Here is a 25,087-nt window from a genome sequence, read left to right as displayed (position 1 = left end):
AATTGCCGTACTCTCCTGTCCCCCGACATCCCCCTCACCCTAACCCTCTCCCCGGGGGGGAGAGGGGATTAAGGTCCCGCCCAGCCGGAACCGCCGACGATGTTGCCCTGGCGGTCGGTGACCAGCACCTCGACCGCCACGGGGGCGCCGTCGAGCGTGTCCAGCGCCGTGCGCTGGGCCAGCGCCGCCACACGGTCGGCCAGCGGCAGGCCGGCCTCCCTGGCAATGGCCAGGAGGTGCGCGGCGGTGTTGGCGGCGCGGGCCTCGGCCACGGTGTGGGGGGCGGCTCCCAGTTCGGCCATGCGGTCGGCCAGCCAGTCGAGGTCGACGCTGCCGCGTTTGGAATGCAGATCGAGCAGGCCGCGCGCCAGCTTGCCGAACTTGGCGAAGCCGCCGCACAGGGTCAGGCGCGGAATCGGTTGGCGGCGCAGGTACTTCAGCGTGCCCCCGGCGAAGTCCCCCATGTCGAGCAGCGCGTGCTCCGGCAGGCCATAGCGCGCGACGACCGCCTTTTCCGAGGTGTCGCCGGTGCAGGCCGCGACGTGCCCCAGCCCCGCCGCCCGCGCCACGTCGACGCCGCGCTGGATCGAGGCGATCCAGGCCGCGCAGGAATAGGGCACGACGATTCCCGTCGTCCCCAGGATCGACAGGCCGCCGAGGATGCCCAGCCGCGGATTCATGGTGCGGCGGGCCAGCGCCTCCCCGTTCTCGACGGAGACTTCGACGACGATGTCGGGGGCCTCGCCGGCCAGCGCCGCGGCCTCCGTGACCGCTTGGCGGATCATCGCGCGGGGCACCGGGTTGATGGCCGGCTCGCCGACCGGGACCGGCAGGCCGGGGCGGGTCACCGTGCCCACCCCCTCGCCCGCGCGGAAGACCACGCCTTGGCCCGGTTCGGCGCGGCTGACGCGGGCGCGGATCAGCGCGCCGTGGGTGACGTCCGGGTCGTCGCCGGCGTCCTTGACCACCCCCGCCGCCGCCCAGCCGTCGCCGCGCTCCGTCCAGGCGAGCGCGAAGGCTGGCGTCTGGCCGCCGGGCAGGGTTACCGTCACCGGATCGGGAAAGTCGCCGGAGAACAGCGCCCCGCAGGCCGCGCGCGCGGCGGCGGTGGCGCAGGCGCCCGTCGTCCAGCCCCGCCGCAGCGTCTTGCCGTCGCCGCTTCCGTCGCCGTTCCCCTCGCCGCCGTCCACACCGTTTTCCGTCGCTGAGTGCTCGTCCATGACCGCAGAGCCGTCGCCCGACTCCCTCTCTCTTCCTCTGGAACTGGCCGACTTCCGGCCCGGCAGCGTGTGGCTGGCGGGGGCCGGTCCCGGCGATCCCGGCCTGCTGACCCTGCTGGCCCTGCAAGGTCTAAGGCAAGCCGACGTGATCGTCCACGACGCGCTGGTCGGTGAACGGATCATGGCGCTGGCGGCGCCCTCGGCAAGGCTGGAGTTCGCGGGCAAACGCGGCGGCAAGCCCTCCGCCCACCAGGACGACATCACCAACCGCCTGATCGAGCTGGCGCGCGAGGGGCACCGCGTGCTGCGGCTGAAGGGCGGCGATCCCTTCGTCTTCGGGCGCGGCGGCGAGGAGGCGCAGGCGCTGGCCGAGCGGGGCATCCCCTTCCGCATCATCCCCGGCATCACCGCGGGCATCGCCGGCCCGGCCTACGCCGGCATCCCGGCCACCCACCGCACGGCCAACCAAGCGGTCATCCTGGCGACCGGCCATTCCTGCGCGGGTGGGCCGGACTGGAAGGCGCTGGCCGCGACGGGCGCGCCGCTGATCCTCTACATGGCCTGGAAGGGCCTGCCCGGCATCGCCGCGGCGCTGATGGAGGGAGGGCGGTCTGCCGACACGCCGGTCGGCGTGGTGACCGACGCGACGACCGAGCGGCAGCGCGTGCTGGTGACCTCGCTCGGCACCTGCGTCGCCGACCTGGAGGCGAGCGGGATGGAGCCCCCGGCCATCATCGTGATCGGCGAGGTGGTGCGGCTGCGCCCCGTGCTCGACTGGCTGCCCAAGGAGGGTCCCCATGGCTGAGGCCCCCATGTCTGAGGCTGCGCCGCGCGGGCTGATCGTCGGGGCGCCGGCGTCGGGTACCGGCAAGACCACCGTCACGCTGGGGCTGCTGGTCGCCCTGAAGGCGCGCGGCCTGCGCGTCGGCGCGGTGAAGGCGGGGCCGGACTACATCGACCCGGCCTTCCATCAGGCGGCGACCGGGCGGCCCAGCGTCAACCTCGACAACTGGGCGATGGGACCGGACCTGCTGGATTCGCTGGCCCGCCGCGCCGGGGAGGGCACCGACCTTCTGGTCTGCGAGGCGCTGATGGGCCTGTTCGACGGGGTGGCGGGCGTCGGGGCGACCGGCACCGGCGCCACGTCGGAGCTGGCCGCGCGCACCGGCTGGCCGGTGATCATGGTGGTCAACGCCAAGGGTCAGTCGCAGTCCGCCGCCGCTTTGGTCAAGGGCTTCGCCACCTACCGCGACGACGTCCGGATCGGCGGGGTGATCCTGAACAACATCGCCAGCCCGCGCCACCTCGCCTTGGCCGGCGGCGCCATCGAGGCGCTGGGCATTCCCGTCCTCGGCTCCCTGCCCCGCACCCCCGACGTGATCCTGCCCGAACGCCATCTCGGCCTGATCCAGGCGGAGGAGACGGCGGACCTTGAGAAGCGTCTGGCGGCGCTCGGCCGCTTCATCGCGCAGCACGTCGACCTCGACCGGGTGGCGGCACTCGCCACTGCTTCCCGCGCGCCGGAGGGGAGCTTCGCCCCCGCCCTGCCGCCGCTGGGCCAGCGGATCGCCATCGCGCGGGACGCCGCCTTCACGTTCGTCTATCCGCATCTGCTGGAGGGCTGGCGCGCGGCGGGCGCCGAGGTGACCCACTTCTCGCCCCTGGCCGACGAGGCGCCGCCCGACGACGCGGACGCCGTCTATCTGCCCGGCGGCTATCCGGAACTGCACGCCGGGCAACTCGCCGCCGCCGGACGCTTCCGCGACGGCATGCACCGCGTCGCCGCGCTCGGGCGCCCGGTCTATGGCGAGTGCGGCGGCTACATGACGCTCGGCGAGTCGCTGGAGGACGCGGCGGGGACCACCCACCCGATGCTCGGGCTGCTCGGAGTGCGGACCTCCTTCGCCAAGCGCAAGCTGCATCTGGGATACCGCCGCGCCGTCTTGCTCGGCGACACGCCGCTGGGCCGGGCGGGCACCGCGCTGCGCGGGCACGAGTTCCATTACGCCTCAATCCTCGACCGCGGGGCCGACGAGCCGCTGGTCACCGCGACGGCGGCGGACGGGTCGGACCTCGGCCCGCTCGGCGGGCGGCGCGGCAGCGTCTTCGCCTCCTTCTTCCACGTCATCGCGGCGGACCCCGATCGGGAAACGCCATGAACGACCACGCCTTCGCACCGGAGGAGCGGGACGCGCTCTACAAGGCGATCTTCTCGCGCCGCGACGTGCGCGGGCAGTTCGCCCCCGACCCGGTGCCGGAGGAGGTGCTGACCCGCGTGCTGACCGCCGCGCACCACGCGCCGTCGGTCGGCTTCATGCAGCCGTGGAACTTCATCATCGTCCAGGACCCCGCGGTGAAGGCGCGGGTTCACGCCGACTTCTCCCAGGCCAACGAGGAGGCCGCTGCCCTCTTCACCGGGGAGCGCAAGGCGCTCTACAGCCGCCTGAAGCTGGAAGGCATCCGCGAGGCGCCGGTCAACCTGTGCATCACCTGCGACCGGGAACGCTCCGGCCCGGTGGTGCTGGGGCGGACGCACATCCCGACCATGGACCTCTACTCCTGCGTCTGCGCGGTGCAGAATCTCTGGCTCGCCGCCCGCGCGGAAGGGCTGGGCGTCGGCTGGGTCAGCATCCTCCACGAGGACAGGCTGCGCGAGGCGCTGGGCATCCCGGAGCGGATCGTCCCGGTCGCCTATCTCTGCCTCGGCTACGTCTCCCACTTCCACGAAACCCCGGAACTGGAGAAAGCCGGCTGGCGCAGCCGGCTTCCCCTGGAGGACCTCGTCTTCCGCGACCGCTGGGGCGGGGAAGAGTAGAACCGCGGCCGTCAGGCCCCGAAGCCGCCGTCGATGGTCTGGAACGAGCCGGTGATCATCGCGCCGTGCGGACCGGCGACGAAGGCGGTCAGTTCGGCGACCTCGCTGGCGTGGGCGTGGCGCTTGATCGCCATGAAGCCGTGCATGGCGGCGGCCATCGGGCCGTCGGCCGGATTCATGTCGCTGTGGGTCGGCCCCGGCTGGATGGCGTTGACGGTGATCCCGCGGTCCCCGAAATCGCGCGCCAGACCGCGCACCATGCCCTGGACCGCCGCCTTGGTGAGCGCGTAGGCGGCACCGCCCGCGAAGGGCATCCGGTCGCCGTTGACCGACCCGATGACGATGATGCGCCCCGGCCCGGTCATGTGGCGCGCCGCCTCGACCGCGGCGTGGTAGGGCCCGCGCACGTTGATGTCGATCATGCGGTCAACCTCGTCGGGGTCGAAGGTCAGCGGATCGCCGATCATGGCGACCCCGGCGTTGACGACCAGCACATCCAGCGCGCCCCGCCCCGCCACCGTGGCGATCACCGCGTCGCGGTCGGCGCTGTCGGTGCGGATCGCCTCCGACCCGGTCTCGGCGGCCAGCGCCGCGGCGGCCTCCGCCGAGCCGGCGTAGGTGAAGGCGACCTGCCCGCCGCCCGCCGCGAAGCGCTGGACGATGGCCTTGCCGATGCCCCGGCTGCCGCCCAGCACCAGGATGTTCTTGCCCGCGAAGTCGCTCATGATCGGTTCCTTGAATTAATGTAGTGACCACTATATAAAATCACTCCAGGGCATCGCGCAAGGATTTTTTATAGTGACTGCTACAAAAAAATCGGAGCCGCGTGGACGGCGGCGTTCCTTCGACGTGGACGAGGCGGTGGAGACGGCGATGCGGCTGTTCCACGCCCGCGGTTACGACGCGGTCGGCGTGGCCGAGCTGGGCGCCGAGCTGGGCATCAAGCCGCCGAGCTTCTACGCCGCCTTCGGCAGCAAGGCCGGGCTGTTCGAGCGGGCGCTGCGGCGCTACGCGGCGGGCGAGGCGAACATCTTCGCCAGGGCTCTGGCGGAGGGCGGCGATGTGGCGACGGTGATCGGACGGACGCTGGCGCTCGCCGCGGCGCTCTATCCCGGCCAAAATGGGACGGCGGGGTGCCTCGTGCTCGATGGCGCGCGCAACAGCGCCGACCCGGAGGCGCAGGCCCTGGCCGACGCGGCCAAGCGCGAGGGTTGCGCGGCGGTCCGCGACTTCATCGCCACCGAAGCGCCGGATCGCGCCGACGCGCTGGCCGATCTGGTGGTGGTCGCGATGATGGGGATGTCGGCGGCGGCCCGCGACGGCGCGGACCGGGACAGGCTGGAGCGGGTGGCCGCCATGATGGACCGCGCTTTCCGCCGGGAGCTGTCGGGCGCCTGACCGGTCCCCTTGCGGAAGATGGTGCAGGATTTCCATCACGTCTTGGTCCTTACGGCTGACCGGCGGGCGGTGCAGGATCCGCGGCAGCCGGGAACCTCCCGCATCCCCAATGAGGACCAACCGCCATGTCCCCGCGTCTCGACTACCACGCCACCACCCCCGCCGGCATGAAGGCCCTCGCCGGCGCGCACGGCTACATCGGCCAGTGCGGGCTTCCGGTCACGCTGATCGACCTTGTGTACCTGCGGGTGTCGCAGATCAACGGCTGCGCCTATTGCATCGACCTGCACAGCCGCGATCTTCTGAAGAACGGCGTCACCATCGACAAGCTGGTGCTGGTGCCGGTCTGGCATGAGGCCGAAACGCTGTTCACCGACCGCGAGCGCGCCGCGCTGCGCTGGGCGGAGACGGTGACGCGGGTGGCCGAGACCGCCGTCCCGGATTCGGAGTTCCAGGCGGTGTCCGCCCAGTTCTCCGAGAAGGAGGTGGCCGACCTGACGATCGCCATCGGCCTGATGAACCTCTACAACCGCCTCGCCATCAGCTTCCGCACGGTTCCCGCCGCGGCCCGCTGAGCCCCTTCCGCCGGGTCGGCCATGCCGGGTCAGCCATTCCGCTTCACCAGTTCGATCAGGCGGCGGCAGTCGTCGGGCAGACGCCGCTCCCGCAGGTTGGTGATGCCCAGCAGCAGACCGCGGGGGTGGGCGTCCTCCGGGCCATCGGCATACCAGGGCGACAGCGGCACGGGAGCGAGGCCGTCCGCCCGTGCCGCCGCGGCGACGGCGATGTCGCGACGGCCCGGTGGCAGGACCAGACGGACGGACAGGCTTCCCGACGCCTCCACCGTCATCGTCGGCTCCGCGGCTGCGGCGTCGCGCAGCGCCGCCAGAAGCGCCTGCTGGCGGACGGCGTAGAGCCGCTTCATCCGGCGCAGGTGCCGGAAATAATGCCCGCCCGCCATGAAGTCGGCGACCGCCCGCTGCATCGTTGCCGCCGGAGCCGGAGACAGGCAGGCGGCGGCCTCGCCGAACAGGCCGGCCAGCCCCGGCGGCACCATCAGGAAGCCGAGCCGCAGCGCCGGGGTGATCGTCTTGCTGAAGGTACCGGCGTGCAGTACCCGCCCATCCCGGTCGAGGGAGGCCAGTGCCGGAGCGGCCCGGCCCTTCAGTTGCAGTTCGCTGAGATAGTCGTCCTCGACGATCCACGCCCCGGCCCGCGACGCCCAGTCCAGCAGGGCGAGGCGGCGTTGCAGCGTCATGGTCACACCGAGCGGCGCCTGCTGGCCGGGGGTCACCACGGCCAAGCCCGCCGCCGGCGCCCGTGCGAGTCCCGCATCGACGTCGATTCCGGCGGCGTCCGCCGGCACGGGCACCACGGTCATGCCGGCGAGGTGAAGGGCGCGGCGGGTCAGGGGAAAGCCGGGCTCCTCCATCCAGGCGGTGGCGCCGTCCAGCCGCAAGGCCCGAATCACCAAGCCGAGCGCGCCGGAATAGCCAGCCGTGACGAAAATCTGCTCCGGCGTGCAGCGGATGCCGCGGGCGATGGCCAGCACGGCGGCGATCTCGCGCCGCAGATCGGGATGGCCGCGAGGATCGGGATAGCCGACCGGGGCCGCCGCCGCGGCCCGCGCCGCCCGCCCGACGATCCGGGACCACAGGGTGAAGGGGAAGGCGTCCTGCGCCGGCACGCCCATCTGGAAGGGCAGCGGCGCCCGCTCGAAATTTGAAAACAACTCCAAAAAGGACGGAGCCTTGACCAGCCCGATGGGGGACGGCCCCGCCATGGCCCCCTCGGCGACTCGCGTCCCCGCGGCGCCCAGGCCGACCGCAAGCTGTTCGTCGATCAACCGCTCATAGGCGTCGCGCACCGTGCCGCGGGACACCCCGAGTTGCACGGCCAGATCCCGCCAGGACGGCAACCGCGCCCCTCCCGGCAACCGGCCATCGCGGATGGCGTCGCGCAGGGCGGCGTGAATCTGCGTGGACAGCGGGACCTTCGCGGTCCGGCTGAGGGCGATGTCCAGAGTTTCCGGAGGCGGCAGGGGAGGCATGGGCCGCAGGATACCGCAACCCTAACCGTCCGCAATCCACCGCAAGCCTTCCCGATTTCCCGCCGGACGACCCTCTGCGTCCGGCGCATCGCGGACGAAAAAAAGGCCGGAGCAATCGCTCCGGCCTTGAGTCTAGGGAGGAAACGCCCCGAGAATGGGCTGGCGGAGAATAGGGGCAACCCTTTCGAACTGGTATTACCAATCCGGAATGGGTGCAGTGCAGCACCCGCATAGGCCAGGGTTGCTCTATGAGCAACGGCGTCGCGCTTGAGCCGACCGCTTCTTCCGCTCGTGAAAAGTTTAAAAACCCCAAAACCTACCGTGGTATATTCCAGGGGGGTTACCCTCACCTTCATGTGTGGAGATAGTCATGGGTCACAAACTCGCGATTTTCGTGGCTTTTGCCTTAACGTTAAGCGGCTGCGTCACTATGACACCCGCCACTCCGGAGGTTTCCATCAAGAGTTTCCCGGAAATTGGCAAGTCCGTCACTCGCGAAGTCGGCGAAACAATCATTGATCAGGAAAATATTAAAGTTTTCCCCGCAGCCTATTTCGGCCACGACCTCAAATATGCTATGACTGCATTGTATGTAGGATTCCGAAAAGACACCCCATATGTGGCAGACCAGATCATCAACGGTCAAGCGGCTTACTGTGGACAGGGTTTTATTTGTGGTGGATTTAACAACGATTGCCAGGAAGGGCAGCCCGTTTGCTTTGTTAAGGGAAAGTCACCGTCCCAAATTGATGTTCTAGGAAAGTTTGGACTCGAAGCCATCAACATCAATCCGAACTTGATCCGATATAGCCGCGCGGCTGCGTTCGACAGCGTTGGTTTCCGGCGCTACCTCGTCTACACTGGCAAGTCTGGGCCGGTACTGCATCTCGGATACAAGGAGCATACCAGCGAGCTCGACCGCCCGGCCTTTTCGCAGGATCTGAACTTCGATCTCTCAGAGAGTCGCGTCATCGGCTTCAAGGGAGCCCGATTCGAAATACTCTCAGCGACAAGCACCGAGATTACCTACAAGATGCTCACCGGCTTCGCGGACCGCACCGACTAATCCGTCCCGCGGCCGTGCAGGAGCATCCGTTCCCGCAAGCCGCGTCCGCCGTTTGAGAGCAGGCGCAAAGCTTGCTCGGACAAGCTTTAGCCTCGCTGGAGGCAATGGCCTTTCGGTATTTCCTCCGTCCTATAGTGTCCCGGTGCCGTCCCGTCGTGGAACGGGGCGATTTGTCATCCTCGGTACAGCTTCACCACCGACGCGCGAACGCGCATAATCCGGCGTGGAACTGGGGGTGCGGCCCGCAGCAGCAACGGCCGTGCGGGCGCTGGATGGGGAACGACGGCATGGGATTCGGCAGGGGCGTCTGGCTGCGCCCGGTGGTCGCGCTGGTTCTCGGGATTCTGACCAGCGGTATTTCGACCGGCGGACCCGCCTGGGCGGACCCCACCCGCTTCACCATCCTCTATGCCCACAGCACGACCGAGCTGGAGGACGTGCAGGGACGCGGCGGCATCGCCCGGCTCGCCACGCTGGTCCGCCAGGAACGGGCGGCGGGCGGCACCGTGCTGGTCCTGCACGGCGGGCAGGCGCTCGCCCCCTCCGTCCTGTCCTTCTACGACCAGGGGGCGCACGTCATCGACCTGCTGAACGGGGTCGGCATCGACGCCATGGCGGCGCTGAACCGGGAATTCCATCACGGCGACGACGTGCTGATGACCCGCGCCTTCGAGGCGAGCTTCCCCATGGTCGTCTCCAACGCGGTGGACCGCCAGACCGGCAAGCCGCTGGACGGGCTGGAGGACCGGGCGATGCTCAACGCCGGGCCGGTGCGCGTCGGGGTGCTGGCCGCGGCGCCGGCGCGGACGGGGGAGATCACCCGCTCGCCGCGCACCGCCTTCCTGCCGCCGGGACCGGTCCTGGCCCAGAAGGCGAAGGAACTGCGCAGCGCCGGGGCCGATCTGGTCGTCGCGCTGACCGGCGATTCCGGCGGCACACACCGCGAGGTGATCGCCTCCGGCGCCGCCGACATCGTGCTCTACCAGGACCGCGGGCGGGTGATCGCCGTGGATTACGACGGCAAAACGCTGAACGCGACGGTCGAGCCGCAGGCCGCCTGGGTGCTCGCCCTGGACATCACCGCCGAGACGGTGACCAAGGGCGGCGCCGCGCGCACCGTGTGGAGCAGCGGCGTGCGCGCCATCGACACCGCCACCCTGCCCCCCGACCCGGCGCTGGACACGCAGGCCAAGGCCTACCGCGCGCGGCTGGACAGCATGCTGGGCATGCAGGTGGGCCGGCTGGACGCGCCCATCGACACGCGGCGCGAAGCGGTGCGCGCCAGCGAGAACGCCTTCGCCAACACCGTCGCCGATTCGCTGCGCGAGGCGATGGAGGCCGACGTGGCGCTGATCAACGGCGGCTCCTTCCGCGGCGACCGCGCCTACGCGGCGGGCACGGTGTGGACGCGCCGGGACATCCAGACCGAATTCCCCTTCCACGACACCGCCGTCCTGATCGAGATCACCGGGCAGCAGCTCCGCGACGCGCTGGAGTTCGGCTTTTCGGGAATCGAGCAGTTGCAGGGCCGCTTCCCGCACCTGTCCAACGCCCGCATCACCGTCGACGCGTCGCGCCCGCCCGGCCAGCGCGTGGTGGCGCTGACGGTGGGCGGCAAGCCGGTCGAGCCGGCGGCCCGCTTCCGGCTGGCCACCGGCAGCTACCTCGCCAACGGCGGCGACGGCTACGCGATGCTGTCCACCGCCCCGCGTCTGGTCGACGACCGGGACGCCGATTTCGTCTCGACCATCCTGGCCAGCCGGATCGCCCGCACCGGCGGCTTCGCACCGCGGCTCGACGGCCGCCTGACGGTCCAGCGGTAGCCGCGGAATGGACGCGAGCACCCCCAAGTCGGCCACGCCGCCGCCCACCGACCGCAGCGGCTCCACAGCGCCCCTGCGCCGGCGGCGCGCGCGCGCCGGCATCGTGCTGCGCATCTCCATCGGCCTGACCATCATGACCATGCTGGTCCTGCTGGTCGGCGTCGTGTCGCTGTCCTCCTTCCAGCTCTTCCGCGGGGAGGTGTCGGTTCTGTCCACCACCACCCTGCCGAAGGTCATCACCAGCGCGGAGCTGCGCGGCTCGCTCCAGAAGCTGGTCGCCCGCCTGCCCGTCCTGGCCGGCGCGGCCACCACCCCGCAGCGCCGGGCCATCTACGACGAACTCATCAGCGAACTGGAGTTCCTGAGGAAGCTGGTGGAGCGCATGCGCGACCTCCACCAGCAGGGGGAGCCGGGCAGCGATGGCGAAAGCGACGAGCTGCGGCTTCTGGAACAGGCCCAGTCCACCCTGCTGATCCTGGCGGCGACGGTGGCCGACCTCAACGCCGAGGTCGGGCGGCAGATCGAGGCCGGCGCCCGTCAGGCGGACGCGATCCGCGCGCTGGCCCAGCTCGCCGACGCGCTGGAGCGGCTGCCGGGGGCGGAGCCCGGCACCGGCCCGGCCACGGCGGGGCCGGGCGGCGGCGGGATGCTGGGCGCCTGGGCGGTTCGGGCGGGCGCGCTGATGGCGCGGGCCGCCGGGGCCATGCAGACCGACCATCTGAACCGGCTCCGGGTGGAGCGCCGCAACGCCGAGAACACGCTGGCCGAGCTGGGCCGGCTGGCCGCCGCCACGCCCGAGCCGGAGGGGTCGGCAATGGAGCGCATCCGGGCCGACCTCGCCGCGATCCTGGTGGCGCCGGGCGGGCTGTTCGACAGCTCCGCCGAGCGGCTGCAGGCGCGCAACCGCGCCCAGGCGCTGTCCGGCCAGTCGCGCGTCCTGGTGGAGACGGTGGACCGCTTCACGCTGGCCCTGTTCGACGCCATCCACGACCAGTCCACCGACCGCACCGGCGATCTGGCGGCGATGATCCAGGAGCGCTCGCGCCTCGTGATGGTGCTGGGCGGCGCCTCCATCCTGCTGGCCATCCTGGTCCATCTGTTCTTCCGGCGCTTCCTGACCTCGCGGCTGGTCGCGCTGAACGGCGCGGTGCTGGCGCGCCTGTCGGGAAGCGACGCGACGGTGCCGGTGGAGGGCAACGACGAGATCACCGACATCGCCGCCTCCATCCGCTACTTCATCGACGAGATCGACCGGCGCCAGATGGATCTGGCCGACAACGAGCGGCGCTTCCGCGACCTCGTCGAGGGCTCCATCCAGGGCATCATCATCCACCGCGATTTCCGCCCGCTCTACGCCAACGACGCCTTCCTGCAGATTCTGGGCAGCAGCCTGGACCGCGCGCTGCGGGTGCGCTCGGTGCTCGATTTCATCGCCGAGGACAGCCGGCCGCTGGTCGAGGACAACTACCGGCACATCGTCGCCACCGGCCTGCCCAGCGAGCGGCGGCGCCTGCGCGCCCGGCGGCTCGACGGGTCGGAGCGCTGGATCGAGCTGACCAGCCGCCGCATCGACTGGAAGGGGGAGACCGCCGTCCAGTCCATCGTCGTGGACGTGACCCGCGAGGTCGAGGCGGAGGCGGCGCTGCGCCGGTCGCGCGACGCGGCCGAACAGGCGCTGCGCGAGCTGAAGGAGACCCAGGCCAGCCTGATCCAGGCGGAGAAGATGGCCTCGCTCGGCCAGCTCGTCGCCGGGGTGGCGCACGAGGTCAACACGCCGATCGGCATCACCATCACCGGCGCCTCGCAGCTCGCCCTGCAGTTCGAGGAGCTGGCCCGCCAGCTCGCCGCCGGGGCCATCAAGAAGTCGGAGTTCCAGCGCTTCCTGGCCGACGGTGGCGAGATGGCCCGGCTGATCCTGTCCAACAGCATGCGCGCCGCCGATCTGGTGCAGAGCTTCAAGATGGTCGCGGTGGACCAGTCGAGCGACGAGCGCCGCCGGTTCGAGCTGAGGACCTACATCGGCGAACTGCTGCGCAGCCTGCGCCCGGTCTACAAGGACGTGGCCGGTCTCGACATCGCCGTCGACAGCCCCGACGAGCTGGAGCTGGACGGCTACCCCGGCGCCCTGTCTCAGATCCTGACCAACCTCGTCCTCAACGCCCTGACCCACGCCTTCACGCCGCATCATCCCGGCCGGCTGACCATCGCCGCCCGCCTGCTGCCGCAGGATCAGGTGGAGCTGACGGTGACCGACGACGGGCTGGGCATCCCGTCGGACATCCTGCCGAAGATCTTCGACCCCTTCTTCACCACCCGCCGCGGCAGCGGCGGCAGCGGGCTGGGGCTGCACATCGTCTACAACCTCATCACCGGCACGCTGCGCGGCACCATCACGGTGCAGAGCATCCCCGGCGAGGGCACCCGCTTCACCCTGCGCTTCCCGCGCGTCACGCCAACGGCGGGGGCGACGGTGGGCAAGGCGGAATTGGTGTGATCCGGCGCCGTTCCGAGGAGCCGGATCAGCGCACCTCGCCCTCGAACCAGTGGCGCCCCTTGCGGTCCTCCACCTCGATCACCCAGACGTCGGGGTCGTAGCGGGTCTGGCGGGCGATGTAGGCGTCCGCCGTCGCCTCGTCCACCGGCTCGGCGCCGGTGCCGCGCGACCAGCGCAGCCGTTCCTCGTCGCGCACCTGGACCAGCACGCTGAAGGTCCGGTCCAGCCGGTTCAGTTTCAGGATGACCGTGCCGCGGCTGGGGTCGCCCTTGCGCAGAACCATCATGGTGACGCCCTCGGCATCGGCGGCGCGGATGTGCGCCATCACCCAGAGGTGAGTCGGCAGACGGTCGTCCATGGGAATCCTCGTTCCGGGAAGGTCCGGGGGCTCGCCTTCGGCACGGCCCCGGTGTAGACAACGGGCATGGCGACACTCCTGGACGTTCTCGACGCCGCCGTCAACCACCACATGGCCGGGCGCCTCGCCGAGGCGGCGCAGGACTACCGCGTCGTGCTGGCGGTGGATCCGGCGCAGCCCGACGCGCTGCACCTGCTCGGCGTGGCGGAAGCCCAGCGCGGCGCCCAGGCTGCGGCGGGAACGCTGATCGCCCGCTCGCTGCGGCTCCGCCCCGACGCGGCGGCGCCCTGGGCGAACCTCGGTGGCGTCCTGCGCACGCTCGGCGACGCGGAGCGGGCCAATGCCGCGCTGACCCGCGCCCTGGCGCTCGACCCGGCCTTGGCCGACGCCCTGACCAATCTGGGTTCGGTGCGCCACGCCCTGGCCGATTATCCGGCCGCGCTGGCGTGGCTGGAGCGCGCGGAACGGCTGCGCCCCGGCCATCCGGAAACCGCGCTCAACCGCGGCGTCGTGCTGCGCGACGCGCGCCGATTCGCGGAGTCCGACGCCTGCCTGGACGCCCTGCTGGCCACAAGGCCCGACCACGCCGACGCGCATCTGGCGCGCGCCGTCGGCCGGCTGGTGCGGGGCGACCTGCGCGCCGGATGGGAGGAGTTCGAGTGGCGCCCGCGCCGCCTGCCCGCCCCGCCCTGGGCCGGGGAGCCGCTGGACGGCCGGCGCATCCTGCTGCACGCCGAACAGGGTTTCGGCGACACCATCCAGTTCGCTCGCTACGCCCCGCTGGTCGCCCGCGCCGGCGGCCGGGTGATCCTGGACGTGCACCCGCTGCAGTTCCGCCTGCTGCGCTCGCTGGGGCCGGAGATCCAGGTGCTGGTGCGCGGCCCCGCCCCGGCGCCGCACGACCTTCACTGCCCGCTGATAAGCCTGCCGCGCGCCTTCGGCACCGATCTGGCGAGCATCCCCGCCCCTCCCGCCTACCTCTCGGCCGAGGCCGACGAGGTGGCGCGCTGGGGCCGCCGGATCGCCGACATTGACACGGGGTCAGGGTCGGGGCCGCGTGTCGGCCTCGTCTGGGCGGGCAACCCGAACCACCGCAACGACCGCAACCGCTCCATCCCCGTCGAGCGGCTGGCCCCGCTGCTCGACAAGCCGGGCCCGCGGCTGTTCAGCCTGCAGACCGGCGACGCGACGGCGGCCCGGCCCGCCGCCCTGCCCGACCTGACCGCGGGCGTCCGCGACTTCGCCGACAGCGCGGCCATCCTGGCGAATCTCGACCTCGTCATCGCGGTGGACACGGCGACCATCCATCTGGCCGGCGCGCTCGGCCTGCCGGCGTGGCTGCTGCTGCCCTACGCGCCGGACTGGCGCTGGCTGCTCGACCGCGCGGACAGCCCCTGGTACCCGTCGCTGCGCCTGTTCCGCCAGCCCAGGCCCGGCGACTGGGACAGCGTCCTGCACGCCGTCGCCCAGGAGCTGGAACGGTTCGCCGCGGCTCAGTTGGCGCCGCAGAAGCAGTCGTAAGGATCGTTTCCGCTCCAGCCGGAACGCGGCGCCGCGGCCGGCAGCGCCGGCAACTCCATCCCCGGCAGGGACGCGTTGAAGGCGGCCACGTCGAAGGGCCGCGGGTCCGGCGGATCGAAGCGGAGCGGCGCGCTGCTCAGCGCGTGCCCCAGCAGGGCCGCCCCCAGCAGGGGTATCAGACATTGCTCCACGCGGTCCAAGGCGGCCTCCCCCCCGGCGGCTCCTCCGCCGGCGCGCATCCCGTTTCCCCTCCCCCGTTCTAGCGCAGCCCCCGTCCGGCCACGCCCTGTCCTTTGGTCATACCGGAGGACGGACGGAGCGACGGGAGCTTTCTTCCCTGCACCGCAAGGGCTGCTAGGCCAATTTTTCCCAGCGCGCGGCAAAAACGGGGCCGGCGCGGCCTTTCGTCAGGATTTTCATTACAAAACAAAGGCCTAACAACGGCCGCGCAGTTGGCATCGTCCTTGCTTACCCGAATGGCAACGATTTATGCCCTTTCCGCGTGGAGATCCCTGGCCATGAGCATCTTCGGTTCGATGACCACCGCCGTCCTCGGCCTGAGCGCGCAGTCGAAGGCCCTCGGTCACATCTCTGACAACATCGCCAACGCCTCGACGGTCGGCTACAAGCGGGTCAACACCGCCTTCGAGACGCTGGTGCTGCAGTCCAACGAACGGTTGCACGCTCCGGGCGGCGTGACGGCGGCGCCCGTCTTCATGAACAACATCCAGGGCAACCTGACCCAGGTGCAGAGCCCGACCAACGCCGCCATCCAGGGCCAGGGCTTCTTCAGCGTGTCCAAGCTCAGCCGCGGCCTGACCGGCCCCGGCCAGCAGGGCGAGACGGTGCAGACCCAGACCGGCACGCTGAACGCCGACAACGTCTATTACACGCGCGTCGGCGACTTTGAGCTGGACAAGAACCGCTATCTGGTGAACAGCGCCGGCTTCGCGCTGAACGGCTGGATCGTCGACGACGTGACCGGCCAGCTGAAGAAGGACGTGGTGCAGCCGCTCCAGGTCAACACCCTGACCGACAAGCCGCAATCGACCAACAGCATCACGCTGGGCGCCAACCTGCCGGCCACTCCGACGCCGGGCGTGCCGATCCCGTCCTCCAGCATCCAGGTCTACGACACCCAGGGCAACGCCCGGACCATCCAGTTCAACTGGCGCCAGGACGCCGCCAACGCGTGGCGCCTGGGCATCGACGCGCCGGGAAGCTCGATGCAGCCGGTCGCCGGCTCCTTCGCCGGCGGCGCCGCCAACATGGCGGCGGGCAGCCAAGTGTCCGGCGTGACCCCGGTGGCCCAGGTCAGCCAGGTGCGGGTCGACGGCACGACCACCATTCCGCCCTCGTCGGTCACCATCGGTGGTCGCACCAATTACTATCCGGACGGCACGTCGCAGGACAACATCCGGGTCGGCGATACCTACGGCTTGACTATCAACGGCACCACCGTATCGGTCGGTCCGCTGACCACCGCGACCATTGCGAACTTTTCAAGCTACCAAGATGTCGCAGCCGCCTTGATGGATCAAATCAATGCGCTGCCTTCTGGCCCCTATCAGGCCGAGCTGGACCCCAACGACGGTCGTAAAATCATCGTCAAAACGACAGGAGCAACACCCACGCCGGTGCAGCTCTCCGGGACCTTCAGCAACACCACGCCGCAAAACACCACCATCAACGGTCCCACAACCACCACGACCGGCTCGGTGAGCGGCGACCAGCGCAGCACCTTCACCTTCTCCACCGCAGCAGCCATCGACGTGGGCGACGAGTTCCGCATCACCGTGGCGGGCAAGGAATTCAAGACGCGCGTCACCTCGGCCAACATCGGCACGCTGGGGAACATCAACGGGGTGGTTGCCAATCTGGCCAGTCAGATCAACGCCGCGGTTCCGCCTCTGGGCATCAACGCCATGATCGGCACCGCCACGGTTCCGGCCGGCACGGCTAACCAGCTCGTGCTGGATGGTACGGCCACAACCCAGACCTTCACGACCAGCTATGGCGTTACCAACGCCGATAGCCGCAAGAACAGCATCACCGCTTCTACACCGGTGGCCTACAACGTGTTGACACCAGGCACCGTCCAGACTGCCAACGCCACCCAACCCGAGATTACCCAGGTTGAGTTCCCGACAGCCGCAACCTTGAAGGTGCCGGATCAGTATGTCGTCAATGTGCTGGGCCAGGAGTTCAAGACCACCATCTCCTACGCAAACATCAACACGCTGAAGGATATGAATGGCGTCGTGGATGATCTGGTTGCGAAGATCAACCTCGCCGGATTGGCAGTTAACGCTTCGAAGAACCCTGCGGGTAATCTGGTGCTGACCGGCACCACGGACGGCACGACGCTGAATGTCGGCGCCAACTATCTGGACATCACCGGCACCGACAATGTGCGGGTGGGTGACAGCTACACCGTGCGGGTGGACGGCGTTCCTTATACGGTGTCGGTCACCGGCGACAACATCCTGACCATGGGGACCTACGGCGGCATCGCCAACGCGCTGGCCGCCCAGATCAACTCGGCTCGGCCGCAGGCGCCAGTCATCGCGTCCGTCGAGAACTCGCAACTGCAGCTCACTGCCCGCAACCCTGGCACGGCCTTCAAGATCGACCAGGAATTCTCCAACGGCACGGCCTCCAACAACCAGGTGAACGGCCCGACAATCAGTGCGCCGACGGACTCGCGCGGCCAGCGCCAGGAATTCTCCTATCCGCAGACACAGATCGACATCGGCGACGTCTACACGGTCTCGGTCGACGGCACGCCGATCTCGGTGACGGTGGACAAATCCAACTACGGCAACTTCCAGGACATCAACGGCGTCCTGCAGGAACTGGCCAACCGCGTCAACGCCGCCAACCTGAACGTCGTCGCCACCTCGACCGGCGGCCGGCTAACCCTCACCCACAACACCTCGACGACCGGCAAGTTCGAAGCTAAAGCGAGCATCCAGAACGCCACCGGCAGCGCCGGCACTCTGACCGCCTCCACCACCACCTCCAACGTAGCGGGTGTACGCCAGTCGGAATCGGTGACGCTGACCGGCACACCGGGCGACAAGGGCGCCGAGTACACGGTGACCATCAGCGATACCCCCATCACTTACAAGACAACGGGTGAGGAAACCTCGATGGAAACCATCGCGGCCAGCCTCGCCAATCTGGTGAACAAGAACACCTCCCTGCCGGTGACCGCCAGCGCCGAGGGCAGCGTGCTGAAGCTCGTCGCCAAAACGGCGACCGGCGACCCGGACAACAAGTTCAGGCTGGACGTCAGCGCCCAGGCCGGCACCACCCCCGCGCACGTCCTGCTGAATTTCGGCACCGATCCCGGCAACGTCGGCACCATCACCAGCGTCAGCACGGCCAAGGTCGGCACCGGCACGGCGGTGACCTCCGCCAACCAGGGGCTGGGGGCGGACGCCAACGTGACCTTCACGGTGGATTACGGCTTCGGCCCGCAGCAGATCACGCTGAATCTCGGCCAGATCGGCAAGTCGGGCGGCGTCACCCAGTTCGCCGGCAGCGAGATCAACGTGCGCGAGCTGGTCCAGGACGGCGCCTCGCGCGGCCAGTACAAGGAGGTGGTCTACGGCGACAACGGCGACGTGATCGTGAACTACGACAACGGCCGCAGCCGCACCATCGGGCGCATTCCCGTGGTCACCTTCAACAACCCCAACGCCCTGCAGCGCGAGGCGGGCGGCGTCTACATTGAGACGGACGACGGCGGCCGGCCGAACTTCAACGACCCCGACACCAACGGGGCCGGCGCGGTGGTCGCGAACAGCGTGGAATCCTCCAACGTGGACATCGCGGACGAGTTCACCAAGCTGATCGTCACCCAGCGCACCTACTCCGCCAACACCAAGATCGTCACGACCTCCGACGAGATGCTCCAGGAAGTCCTCGGCCTGAAGCGCTAAGCGCGGTCCTGACCACGCGGGCGGGCGCCCGATCCGCGCCCAGCCCGGCCTATCCCGCAGACGAAAGGTCCAACGACCATGTCCCTCTTCGGCGCCCTCGGCAGCGCGACGGCCAGCCTCCGTGCGGTCCAGGCCCAGGTGAAGCTGGTCTCGGACAACGTCGCCCGCGCCGACGACCCCACCCGCACCCGGCACACCGTGTCGAACGTGCTGGATTCCAACGGGTTCGTCCTCACCTCCCAATACCGCCGCGAGGTCGATTCCGCCCTGCTCAGCCAGGTGCAGGACCTGACCGCGCGCGAGGGCTCCTCGTCCACCAAATCCTCCTACATGCAGCAGTTGGGCGACCTGCTGCGCACGACCAGCGGCAAGCCGCAGCTGAACCAGTACGCCGAAGCCTTCCAGACCGCCTGGAAGGCGGTGGAAACGTCCCCGGAAAGCGAGGTCGCGCAGTACCAGCTCGTCCAGGCCGCCGACACCTTAGCGCGCGAGATCAATCGCGTCTCCCAGGGCGTGGAGGACATGGACCGCGAGATCCAGGGCGACCTCAGCCAGTCGGTCGGCGAGGTCAACCGGCTGCTCAAGGAAATCAACAGCATCAACAACAACATCGTGTCGCTGCAGGGCTACGGCTCGGCCGGCAACGAGGTGGCCGACAAGCGCGACGGCCTGATCCGCGAGCTGAGCACCTACGTCGGCGTGCGCACGATGACCCGCCCGGACGGCCGCGTCGCCGTCTTCACCCCCACGGGGCTGGCCCTGGTCGACAGCCAGGCGGCAAATCTTTCCTACGAGGGCGGCAATATCAACCTGACGGTGGGCAATCAAGTCACCAACGTCAACCAGCACCTGAAGGAGGGCAAGGTCGCCGCGCTGATGAACCTGCGCGCCGACGGCTCGACCTCCACGCCGCCGCAGCCGGCCAGCGCCGACCCGACCACCGAGGTGATCCGCAAGCTGCGCTCGCAGCTCGACTCCTACGCGCAGATGTTCACCAGCCCGACCAAGCCCGGCGAGCCCACCAGCTTCCGCGACGCCTACGACCAGGCCAAGACGGTGCCGGGCGAGGAGGGCACGCAGTTCTTCATGGGCAACGACCGCTTCACCATCCACGTGAACGAGAACCTGCTGAACAACACGAAGAAGCTGAAGAGCGCGGCCGTCAAGGACGTGGTGACGGCGCTCAGCGCCACCGGCCGCAGCTTCCAGGCCGACGGGCTGAAGCTGGAGGGCGCGTCCTTCAGCTCGATCAGCAGCAACATCACCGGCGGCTGGATGGCCGCGGCCAAGACCGCGATGGACAAGTCCTCGTTGGACAAGGACTCCCGCCAGATCCTGGAGGAACGCTACCACGCGACGACCGGCGTCAACATCGACGAGGAAATCGCCAATCTGCAGCAGCTCCAGACCTCCTACGCCGCGTCGGCACGGGTCATGCAAGTGGCCAACACGATGTTTGACGCGCTGGAGGCGATCGTCCGATGAGCTCCATCACCCAAGTCAGCAGCTACGCCAAGTATCTTGGCCTGGTTCGCAACCTGACCAACGGCCAGAACAAGGTGGACACGCTCTCGGAGCAATTGACCACCGGCAAGAAGTCCACCGACCTCAACGCCTACGGCGCCGAGACGCAGAAGCTGCTGGCCCTGCGGGCCGAGCTGGTCCAGCGCGAGGCCTACGTCCAGAACATCAACACCGCGTCGCCGCGCGTGAAGGCGACCGACACGGTGCTGAACAGCCTGGAAAAGATCGCCACGGACTGGCAGAGCAGCAACCTGATGCCGTTCCAGCCGGGCCCGGCCACCGTCACCTCCGCCTTCAACAGCAACCCCGACGCGCTGAAGCTGACGGTCAACGGCGACAAGTCCACCTTCACGCAGAACGCCCGCTACACCGTCACCTCCGTCCCGTCGAAGGACGGGGTCAACGGCTCGTTCGACGTGACGGTCACCGACGGGCTGGGCGGCAAGACCACCCGCACCATCAATCTGAAGACCGTGCCCCCCAGCGACGGCGGCGGCTACAACTTCAAGATCGACGGCGGCCCCGGCGGGGGCGCGGTGCTGAACCTCAGCTTCGACCAGCTCACCGCGGCGTCGAGCAGCACCTTCAACGTGAGCTGGCCGCAGGCCAACGACATGCGCGACCGGGTCGAGGGCGCGCTGCGCGACATCCAGCAGCTCCTGAACGAACAGTTTGGCGACCGCTACCTGTTCTCCGGCTCGCGCTACGGCACCGAGCCGGTCGGCGACCTGCTGGCCCAGCCGCAATCCACCCGCGTGACGCTGAACGGGTCGATGGTCAACACGGACGACTACTTCGAGGTGTCGATCAACGGCAAGCCCTTCGGCTATCAGGTCCAGCCGGGCGATCCGAAGACCGTCACCTTCGTCGCCAGCACGCTGAACAGCCTGATCCAGTCGGCCAACCCGAAGCTGCCGATCATCGCCTCCGCCGCCAACGGGGTCATCTCGCTGATCAGCGAGGACCAGAGCGGGAAGTTCGACGTGACGGCGCGCGTCCAGAACTCGATGAGCATCGACAATTCGATGACGGCGCCGACCACCACCCAGGCGGCCACCCTGCCGGCGCCCGCCGGCACCGGGCTGAAGCAGATCGACAGCTTCGCCCTGACCGGCGACGGCGTGGACATCGGCGACACCTACGAGATCAACGTCACCGTCGGCGACCCGGACGACCCCTTCAACCGGAAATACTATGCGGACCATCCGGACGAGCCGGAGGATTTGCCGCCGTACCAGCAATACACGGTTCGCTACACGGTCACCGAGAAGGACTTCAACAACGGCGTCACCGACGTGTCGAAGGTGGCCGACATGCTGCGCGCCGAATTCACCAAGACCAGCCCGGTGCCGCCGGTGACCATCGACCCCGCCGGCAACGGATCGACCATCCAGTTGACCAGCAACAGCACGATGGACCCCAACCATCCGTCCCGCATCCAGCAGTTCTCCACCGCGGTGCGGGCGGTCAACGGCCAGATCGACAACACCATCTCGGTCGCCACCCTGCCGTCGCAGGCCGACGCGCTGACCGACCTGCCCTATGTGGACCCGCCGGACCTGCCCTTCTACGATTCGGAATACATGTCGAACCGGAAGAACAGCAAGGCGTGGGACAAGGCCGCAGTCACCATCGACGACGGCCAGACGCTGACCTACGGCGTCACCAGCGACGACCGCGCCTTCCAGAAGCTGGTCTCCGCCTTCCGCATGGCCCACGTTGCCGCGTCCAACCCCGGCAAGTACGAGGAATACATCACCAAGTCGCGGGAGCTGATGGCCCAGGCCAAGGACGAGGTGCGGTCGGTGCACTCCAAGGTGGCCTCCGACCTCGCCACGCTGGAGGAGAAGAAGACCGCCCACACCACCGCCTCGGCCACGGTGGTCGAGCGCATCGCCGGCATCGAGGGCATCGACGAGACCGAGGTGGCGGCCCGCCTGCGCACCTCCATGAATGCCCTGGAGGCCGCCTACACGGTCGCCGGCCAGCGCCAGAAGCTGTCGCTGCTCAACTACATCAGCTGAGGGGGGCACCGGCTCCCTCCCGGGCGCAACGGAGAGGGAGCCGGTGCCGAACAAAAAAACCGGCGTCCCGAGGGACGCCGGTTTTTTCATGGAACGCGCGTGGCTCTCAGATCGAGATGCGCAGCGACTGGCGTGGCGGCTGGCCGTCCGGCGCCGCGACCGGAGGCGCCATTGGGGGCGCCATCGGGGGACGGGCCGCCTGCGCAGCCGGAGCCGGCTGGCCCGGAGCGGCCGTGTCCGGACGGGCGGTCAGGCCGCTGGCCACCGACCGGTTGATGCTGATGAGGGTGTCCAGCTTCGACACGTCGAGATCGACCAGGCGGGCCATCGTCTCACGGTCGACCAGCAGCGACAGGGCGGCGATGTTGGTGCGCACCTCCGGCGGATGGCCGCAATCGTCCTCGGTCATCGCGGCCTGGAAGATCGTCCACAGGCGCTGGTTCAGTTGCAGGGCGGCGCGGAGCGTCTCTTCGTTCACGGGGCTGCGCCCGGCATCGAGCAGGCGCCGTGACGCCTCCGCCAAAGCCCAGGCCTCGACATCACGAGGATTGTCGGAGGTCGGCTTGTTCGCGTATGTCGGTGTCGGCTTCATTCCAAACCCTCGGGACAGGCCGCCGGACAGAGCAATGCTGTATCAGGTCCGGACCAAAAGGATTGTCAGCGATCCTTCAATCCTTGTCAACTTTAGGGACCTGTTTCCGGTGATTTGCAAGGATTTGTCACGACTTCGCGCCGTTCCTGAGTTGCCGGCCCGAACAGTTCCTCCGCCGCCTGCTCGACCGCGTCCACGGAGATGCCGTCCATCAGTCCGGTGGCCCGCGGGTCGGCCTTCTGGCGGGCCAGCAGTTCGGAGCGCGGAACCCGGCTGATCACGGTGCGCGCCGCCACACCCCACGGGCCGTAGATCTCCGGGAAGCCCGGACCGAACAGCCCGACGGTTGGCGTGCCGGCGGCGGCGGCGATGTGCATCAGCCCGGAATCGTTGCCGATGTACAGCGCCGCCCGGCGCACGCAGGCCGCCGCGGCCATGGGGTCGGTGCGGCCGGTCAGGTCGATGGCCCGGCTGCCCAGCGCCTCCAGAACCGGGCGGGCGCGCTCGCGCTCCGGACCGGCGGCCAGGACGGCGACGCGCCGGCCGGACAGCCGGCCGCCGGGGCCGGTCAACCGTGTTGCAAGTTCGGCGAAGCGCTCGGCCGGCCATTCCTTGCCGGTCCAGTTGGCGGTCGGGCCGATCGCCAGGAACGGCTCCGTCCCGCCGGTCAGCAGCCGGTCGGCCTCGGCCTCGGCCGCCGCGTCGATCCACAGGCGCGGCGACGGCGGCGGCGACAGGCCGAGCACCCGCCCGATCTCCTCCACCTTGTGGAGGTGCGGGGCGCGGGCGTGGAAGAAGCGGCGTTTCGCCAGGACGAGCCGGCCGACCGCGGAGTTGCGCAGGTCCACCACCAGATCCCAGCGCGTGCCGACGCAGGCCCGCCACAGGTCGATCCAATGCCGCGCCCAGGCCCGCTTCGGCATCGGGATCAGCCGCTCCAGCCCCGGCACGGAGCGGAACAGCGGCGCCGGCAGCGGTCCGCAGGCGATGGTCAGCGCGGCGTCCGGATGCCGTTCGCTCAGATGGGCGAGCAGCCCTGTGGACAGGACCGCGTCACCCAGACGGTTGGAGGTGATGAACAGGATGCGCAAGACCCGGCCCGCCTCCCTCAGCCCGCCGCCGCTTCGCCGCCGGGCGGCACGCGCCGCCGCAGGTTGCGCGACAGGATCCAGGCCGCCGGCGCCAGCGCCGCCACCGGCAGCACATACATCAGCGGCACCAGCACGGTGACCTTCGCGGCGAGGCTGGACAGGCCGAGGACGGCCGACTGGATCGCCATCACCACCAGCACCGCGGTGGTCACGCGCACCGACTGGCCGCGCCGGTTGAATTCGCCCGACAGCAGGCAGGCCAGCGCCACCATGGTGTAGGCCAGCGCCAGCAGGGGCGAGGACAGCCGGTGGTGCAGCTCCGCCAGCAGATCCCGCATCATCTTCGAGTCCTCCGCCAACTGCGGCGACGGGTGCAGAAGCTCGTCGGTGGAGCGCTCGCGGGCGTCCGGATAGCGCTCGGCGCTGGCGCTGCTCAACACCTTCAGGTCGACGGCGTAGCGTTCGAAGAAGAGCTGCGACAGACGGTTGGTCTTGCGGTCCAGTTCCTGCCGGTTGCCGTTGTAGACGACGAAGCGCGCGCCCTCCGACCCGGTCAGCATCACCGCCCGCTCGCCCATGATGGTCACCGGCTTTTCCGGAACGCGCCCGTCATGGATGATCACGTTGTGCAGGTTGGCCTCGCTGTCGCGCTCCCGCACGAAGACGCTGAAGCGGTCGCCCACCTCGTTGAACACGCCCTCGCGGAGGAACAGCTGCGAATAGTCGCTGCGCACCGCGTATTCCATGCGCACCAGCTCCTGGTGGGCGGCGGGCGTCAGCCACAGGTTCAGCACATAGACCACCACCGTCACGCCCGAGGCCAGCAGCATCGCCGGCGCCGCCAGGGCGAAGGGGCCGACGCCGGCGGCGCGCATCACCACCAGCTCACTGTCGGTCGCCAAGCGGTTGTAGGTGAACAGCACCGCCCCGACCAGGGCCAGCGGCAGCACGATGCCGAGGAAGGTCGGCACCGTCAGGATGAGCAGCCACAGGAACACCCGCATCGGCGCCCCGGCCTCCACCACCATCTCGATCAACCGCAAGGACTGGCTCAGCCAGATCGTCAGGGTCAGGCCGGCCGTGGAGTACAGGAGGGCGATCAGAAGATTGCGGAAGAGATAGCGTTGCAGTCGGTTCATGTGCTTGCGTCACGGGGAAGCCCGG

20 protein-coding genes are annotated in these 25,087 nt (G+C 69.4%); 12 read left to right on the top strand and 8 right to left on the bottom strand.

Annotation, left to right across the window (positions count from 1 at the left end):
- Nucleotides 1-68: 68 nt before the first annotated feature.
- Nucleotides 69-1,220: a cobalt-precorrin-5B (C(1))-methyltransferase gene (locus ACWPN5_RS17610; RefSeq protein ID WP_492296563.1), complete on the bottom strand. Its 1,152-nt coding sequence runs from the start codon at nucleotides 1,218-1,220 to the stop codon at nucleotides 69-71.
- Here ACWPN5_RS17610 and cobA point away from each other — a divergent pair.
- Genes cobA through bluB form a run of 3 tightly spaced genes read left to right on the top strand, consistent with a single transcriptional unit; the run spans nucleotide 1,219 to nucleotide 4,035 of the window.
- Complete coding sequence (cobA, locus tag ACWPN5_RS17605) at nucleotides 1,219-2,025, top strand: uroporphyrinogen-III C-methyltransferase (protein WP_137141336.1); 807 nt, start codon at nucleotides 1,219-1,221, stop codon at nucleotides 2,023-2,025. The genes ACWPN5_RS17610 and cobA overlap by 2 nt on opposite strands.
- Nucleotides 2,018-3,379 (top strand): cobyrinic acid a,c-diamide synthase CobB, encoded by a 1,362-nt coding sequence (locus ACWPN5_RS17600; protein WP_492296561.1) that lies wholly within the window; start codon nucleotides 2,018-2,020, stop codon nucleotides 3,377-3,379. Before cobA ends, ACWPN5_RS17600 begins: the two co-directional genes overlap by 8 nt.
- On the top strand, nucleotides 3,376-4,035 hold the full coding sequence (bluB, locus tag ACWPN5_RS17595; RefSeq protein ID WP_492296559.1) for a 5,6-dimethylbenzimidazole synthase: 660 nt from the start codon (nucleotides 3,376-3,378) through the stop codon (nucleotides 4,033-4,035). Before ACWPN5_RS17600 ends, bluB begins: the two co-directional genes overlap by 4 nt.
- 11 nt (nucleotides 4,036-4,046) lie before the next feature.
- On the opposite strand, the gene bdcA is transcribed toward bluB, so the two are convergent.
- A complete protein-coding gene (gene bdcA / locus ACWPN5_RS17590; protein WP_145690016.1) occupies nucleotides 4,047-4,760 on the bottom strand; it encodes an SDR family oxidoreductase in 714 nt (237 codons plus the stop codon).
- 73 nt (nucleotides 4,761-4,833) lie between these two features.
- Between bdcA and ACWPN5_RS17585 the strand changes: the two genes are divergently transcribed.
- Entirely contained in the window at nucleotides 4,834-5,433 is a 600-nt protein-coding gene (locus ACWPN5_RS17585) for a TetR/AcrR family transcriptional regulator (protein WP_492296557.1), read from the top strand.
- Between the two features lie 125 nt (nucleotides 5,434-5,558).
- A complete protein-coding gene (locus ACWPN5_RS17580) occupies nucleotides 5,559-6,008 on the top strand; it encodes a carboxymuconolactone decarboxylase family protein (RefSeq protein ID WP_119506432.1) in 450 nt (149 codons plus the stop codon).
- 29 nt (nucleotides 6,009-6,037) lie between these two features.
- Here the strand turns inward: ACWPN5_RS17580 and pdxR are convergent, their stop codons facing one another.
- The gene (pdxR, locus tag ACWPN5_RS17575; protein WP_200478903.1) at nucleotides 6,038-7,483 is read right to left on the bottom strand and encodes a MocR-like pyridoxine biosynthesis transcription factor PdxR; all 1,446 of its coding nucleotides are present in this window, start codon (nucleotides 7,481-7,483) and stop codon (nucleotides 6,038-6,040) included.
- Nucleotides 7,484-7,853: 370 nt separating this feature from the next.
- Between pdxR and ACWPN5_RS17570 the strand changes: the two genes are divergently transcribed.
- The 3 genes from ACWPN5_RS17570 (at nucleotide 7,854) to ACWPN5_RS17560 (ending at nucleotide 12,866) form a co-directional block, all read left to right on the top strand.
- A complete protein-coding gene (locus ACWPN5_RS17570) occupies nucleotides 7,854-8,549 on the top strand; it encodes a hypothetical protein (RefSeq protein ID WP_492296555.1) in 696 nt (231 codons plus the stop codon).
- 287 nt (nucleotides 8,550-8,836) lie between these two features.
- Nucleotides 8,837-10,372, top strand: a complete 1,536-nt coding sequence (locus ACWPN5_RS17565; protein WP_492296554.1) for a bifunctional metallophosphatase/5'-nucleotidase — start codon at nucleotides 8,837-8,839, stop codon at nucleotides 10,370-10,372.
- A 7-nt stretch (nucleotides 10,373-10,379) separates the two neighbouring features.
- Nucleotides 10,380-12,866 (top strand): ATP-binding protein, encoded by a 2,487-nt coding sequence (locus ACWPN5_RS17560; RefSeq protein WP_492296552.1) that lies wholly within the window; start codon nucleotides 10,380-10,382, stop codon nucleotides 12,864-12,866.
- A 25-nt stretch (nucleotides 12,867-12,891) separates the two neighbouring features.
- Here ACWPN5_RS17560 and ACWPN5_RS17555 read toward each other — a convergent pair whose 3' ends face one another.
- A complete protein-coding gene (locus tag ACWPN5_RS17555; RefSeq protein ID WP_014197577.1) occupies nucleotides 12,892-13,224 on the bottom strand; it encodes a DUF1491 family protein in 333 nt (110 codons plus the stop codon).
- Between the two features lie 66 nt (nucleotides 13,225-13,290).
- Here ACWPN5_RS17555 and ACWPN5_RS17550 point away from each other — a divergent pair, with 66 nt between their 5' ends.
- Complete coding sequence (locus tag ACWPN5_RS17550; protein WP_492296550.1) at nucleotides 13,291-14,745, top strand: tetratricopeptide repeat protein; 1,455 nt, start codon at nucleotides 13,291-13,293, stop codon at nucleotides 14,743-14,745.
- Here ACWPN5_RS17550 and ACWPN5_RS17545 read toward each other — a convergent pair.
- Nucleotides 14,718-14,936 carry a hypothetical protein gene (locus ACWPN5_RS17545; protein ID WP_492297989.1) on the bottom strand — a complete coding sequence of 73 codons (219 nt, stop codon included), beginning with the start codon at nucleotides 14,934-14,936 and terminating at the stop codon, nucleotides 14,718-14,720. The genes ACWPN5_RS17550 and ACWPN5_RS17545 overlap by 28 nt on opposite strands.
- 327 nt (nucleotides 14,937-15,263) lie before the next feature.
- On the opposite strand from ACWPN5_RS17545, the gene ACWPN5_RS17540 reads away from it, so the two are divergent.
- From ACWPN5_RS17540 to ACWPN5_RS17530, 3 genes are all read left to right on the top strand, one after another.
- The gene (locus tag ACWPN5_RS17540) at nucleotides 15,264-18,692 is read left to right on the top strand and encodes a flagellar hook-basal body complex protein (RefSeq protein WP_145690010.1); all 3,429 of its coding nucleotides are present in this window, start codon (nucleotides 15,264-15,266) and stop codon (nucleotides 18,690-18,692) included.
- A gap of 78 nt (nucleotides 18,693-18,770) precedes the next feature.
- Nucleotides 18,771-20,177, top strand: a complete 1,407-nt coding sequence (flgK, locus tag ACWPN5_RS17535; RefSeq protein ID WP_492296548.1) for a flagellar hook-associated protein FlgK — start codon at nucleotides 18,771-18,773, stop codon at nucleotides 20,175-20,177.
- Nucleotides 20,174-22,240 (top strand): flagellin N-terminal helical domain-containing protein, encoded by a 2,067-nt coding sequence (locus tag ACWPN5_RS17530; RefSeq protein ID WP_492296546.1) that lies wholly within the window; start codon nucleotides 20,174-20,176, stop codon nucleotides 22,238-22,240. Before flgK ends, ACWPN5_RS17530 begins: the two co-directional genes overlap by 4 nt.
- A 106-nt stretch (nucleotides 22,241-22,346) precedes the next feature.
- On the opposite strand, the gene ACWPN5_RS17525 is transcribed toward ACWPN5_RS17530, so the two are convergent.
- From ACWPN5_RS17525 to lptF, 3 genes are all read right to left on the bottom strand, one after another.
- Nucleotides 22,347-22,832 (bottom strand): flagellar biosynthesis regulator FlaF, encoded by a 486-nt coding sequence (locus ACWPN5_RS17525; protein WP_145690007.1) that lies wholly within the window; start codon nucleotides 22,830-22,832, stop codon nucleotides 22,347-22,349.
- A 92-nt stretch (nucleotides 22,833-22,924) separates the two neighbouring features.
- Nucleotides 22,925-23,923: a glycosyltransferase family 9 protein gene (locus tag ACWPN5_RS17520; protein WP_200478267.1), complete on the bottom strand. Its 999-nt coding sequence runs from the start codon at nucleotides 23,921-23,923 to the stop codon at nucleotides 22,925-22,927.
- Between the two features lie 17 nt (nucleotides 23,924-23,940).
- A complete protein-coding gene (gene lptF / locus ACWPN5_RS17515) occupies nucleotides 23,941-25,062 on the bottom strand; it encodes an LPS export ABC transporter permease LptF (protein ID WP_492296544.1) in 1,122 nt (373 codons plus the stop codon).
- Nucleotides 25,063-25,087: the final 25 nt, after the last annotated feature.

Source organism: Azospirillum sp. UENF 211521 (genome assembly GCF_058780535.1).
The sequence above is the reverse complement of the archived record's forward strand: the minus strand, read 5'-3'. Positions and strand labels throughout refer to the sequence as shown.

Excerpts from the sequence above, each read along its gene's own strand:
- ACWPN5_RS17525 (WP_145690007.1), bottom strand. The coding sequence starts at position 22,832 with ATGAAGCCGACACCGACATACGCGAACAAGCCGACCTCCGACAATCCT.
- lptF (WP_492296544.1), bottom strand. The coding sequence starts at position 25,062 with ATGAACCGACTGCAACGCTATCTCTTCCGCAATCTTCTGATCGCCCTC.
- ACWPN5_RS17560 (WP_492296552.1), top strand. The coding sequence starts at position 10,380 with ATGGACGCGAGCACCCCCAAGTCGGCCACGCCGCCGCCCACCGACCGC.
- ACWPN5_RS17540 (WP_145690010.1), top strand. The coding sequence starts at position 15,264 with ATGAGCATCTTCGGTTCGATGACCACCGCCGTCCTCGGCCTGAGCGCG.
- ACWPN5_RS17550 (WP_492296550.1), top strand. The coding sequence starts at position 13,291 with ATGGCGACACTCCTGGACGTTCTCGACGCCGCCGTCAACCACCACATG.
- pdxR (WP_200478903.1), bottom strand. The coding sequence starts at position 7,483 with ATGCCTCCCCTGCCGCCTCCGGAAACTCTGGACATCGCCCTCAGCCGG.
- bluB (WP_492296559.1), top strand. The coding sequence starts at position 3,376 with ATGAACGACCACGCCTTCGCACCGGAGGAGCGGGACGCGCTCTACAAG.
- flgK (WP_492296548.1), top strand. The coding sequence starts at position 18,771 with ATGTCCCTCTTCGGCGCCCTCGGCAGCGCGACGGCCAGCCTCCGTGCG.
- ACWPN5_RS17600 (WP_492296561.1), top strand. The coding sequence starts at position 2,018 with ATGGCTGAGGCCCCCATGTCTGAGGCTGCGCCGCGCGGGCTGATCGTC.
- ACWPN5_RS17580 (WP_119506432.1), top strand. The coding sequence starts at position 5,559 with ATGTCCCCGCGTCTCGACTACCACGCCACCACCCCCGCCGGCATGAAG.
- bdcA (WP_145690016.1), bottom strand. The coding sequence starts at position 4,760 with ATGAGCGACTTCGCGGGCAAGAACATCCTGGTGCTGGGCGGCAGCCGG.
- ACWPN5_RS17570 (WP_492296555.1), top strand. The coding sequence starts at position 7,854 with ATGGGTCACAAACTCGCGATTTTCGTGGCTTTTGCCTTAACGTTAAGC.
- ACWPN5_RS17530 (WP_492296546.1), top strand. The coding sequence starts at position 20,174 with ATGAGCTCCATCACCCAAGTCAGCAGCTACGCCAAGTATCTTGGCCTG.
- cobA (WP_137141336.1), top strand. The coding sequence starts at position 1,219 with ATGACCGCAGAGCCGTCGCCCGACTCCCTCTCTCTTCCTCTGGAACTG.
- ACWPN5_RS17610 (WP_492296563.1), bottom strand. The coding sequence starts at position 1,220 with ATGGACGAGCACTCAGCGACGGAAAACGGTGTGGACGGCGGCGAGGGG.
- ACWPN5_RS17565 (WP_492296554.1), top strand. The coding sequence starts at position 8,837 with ATGGGATTCGGCAGGGGCGTCTGGCTGCGCCCGGTGGTCGCGCTGGTT.
- ACWPN5_RS17555 (WP_014197577.1), bottom strand. The coding sequence starts at position 13,224 with ATGGACGACCGTCTGCCGACTCACCTCTGGGTGATGGCGCACATCCGC.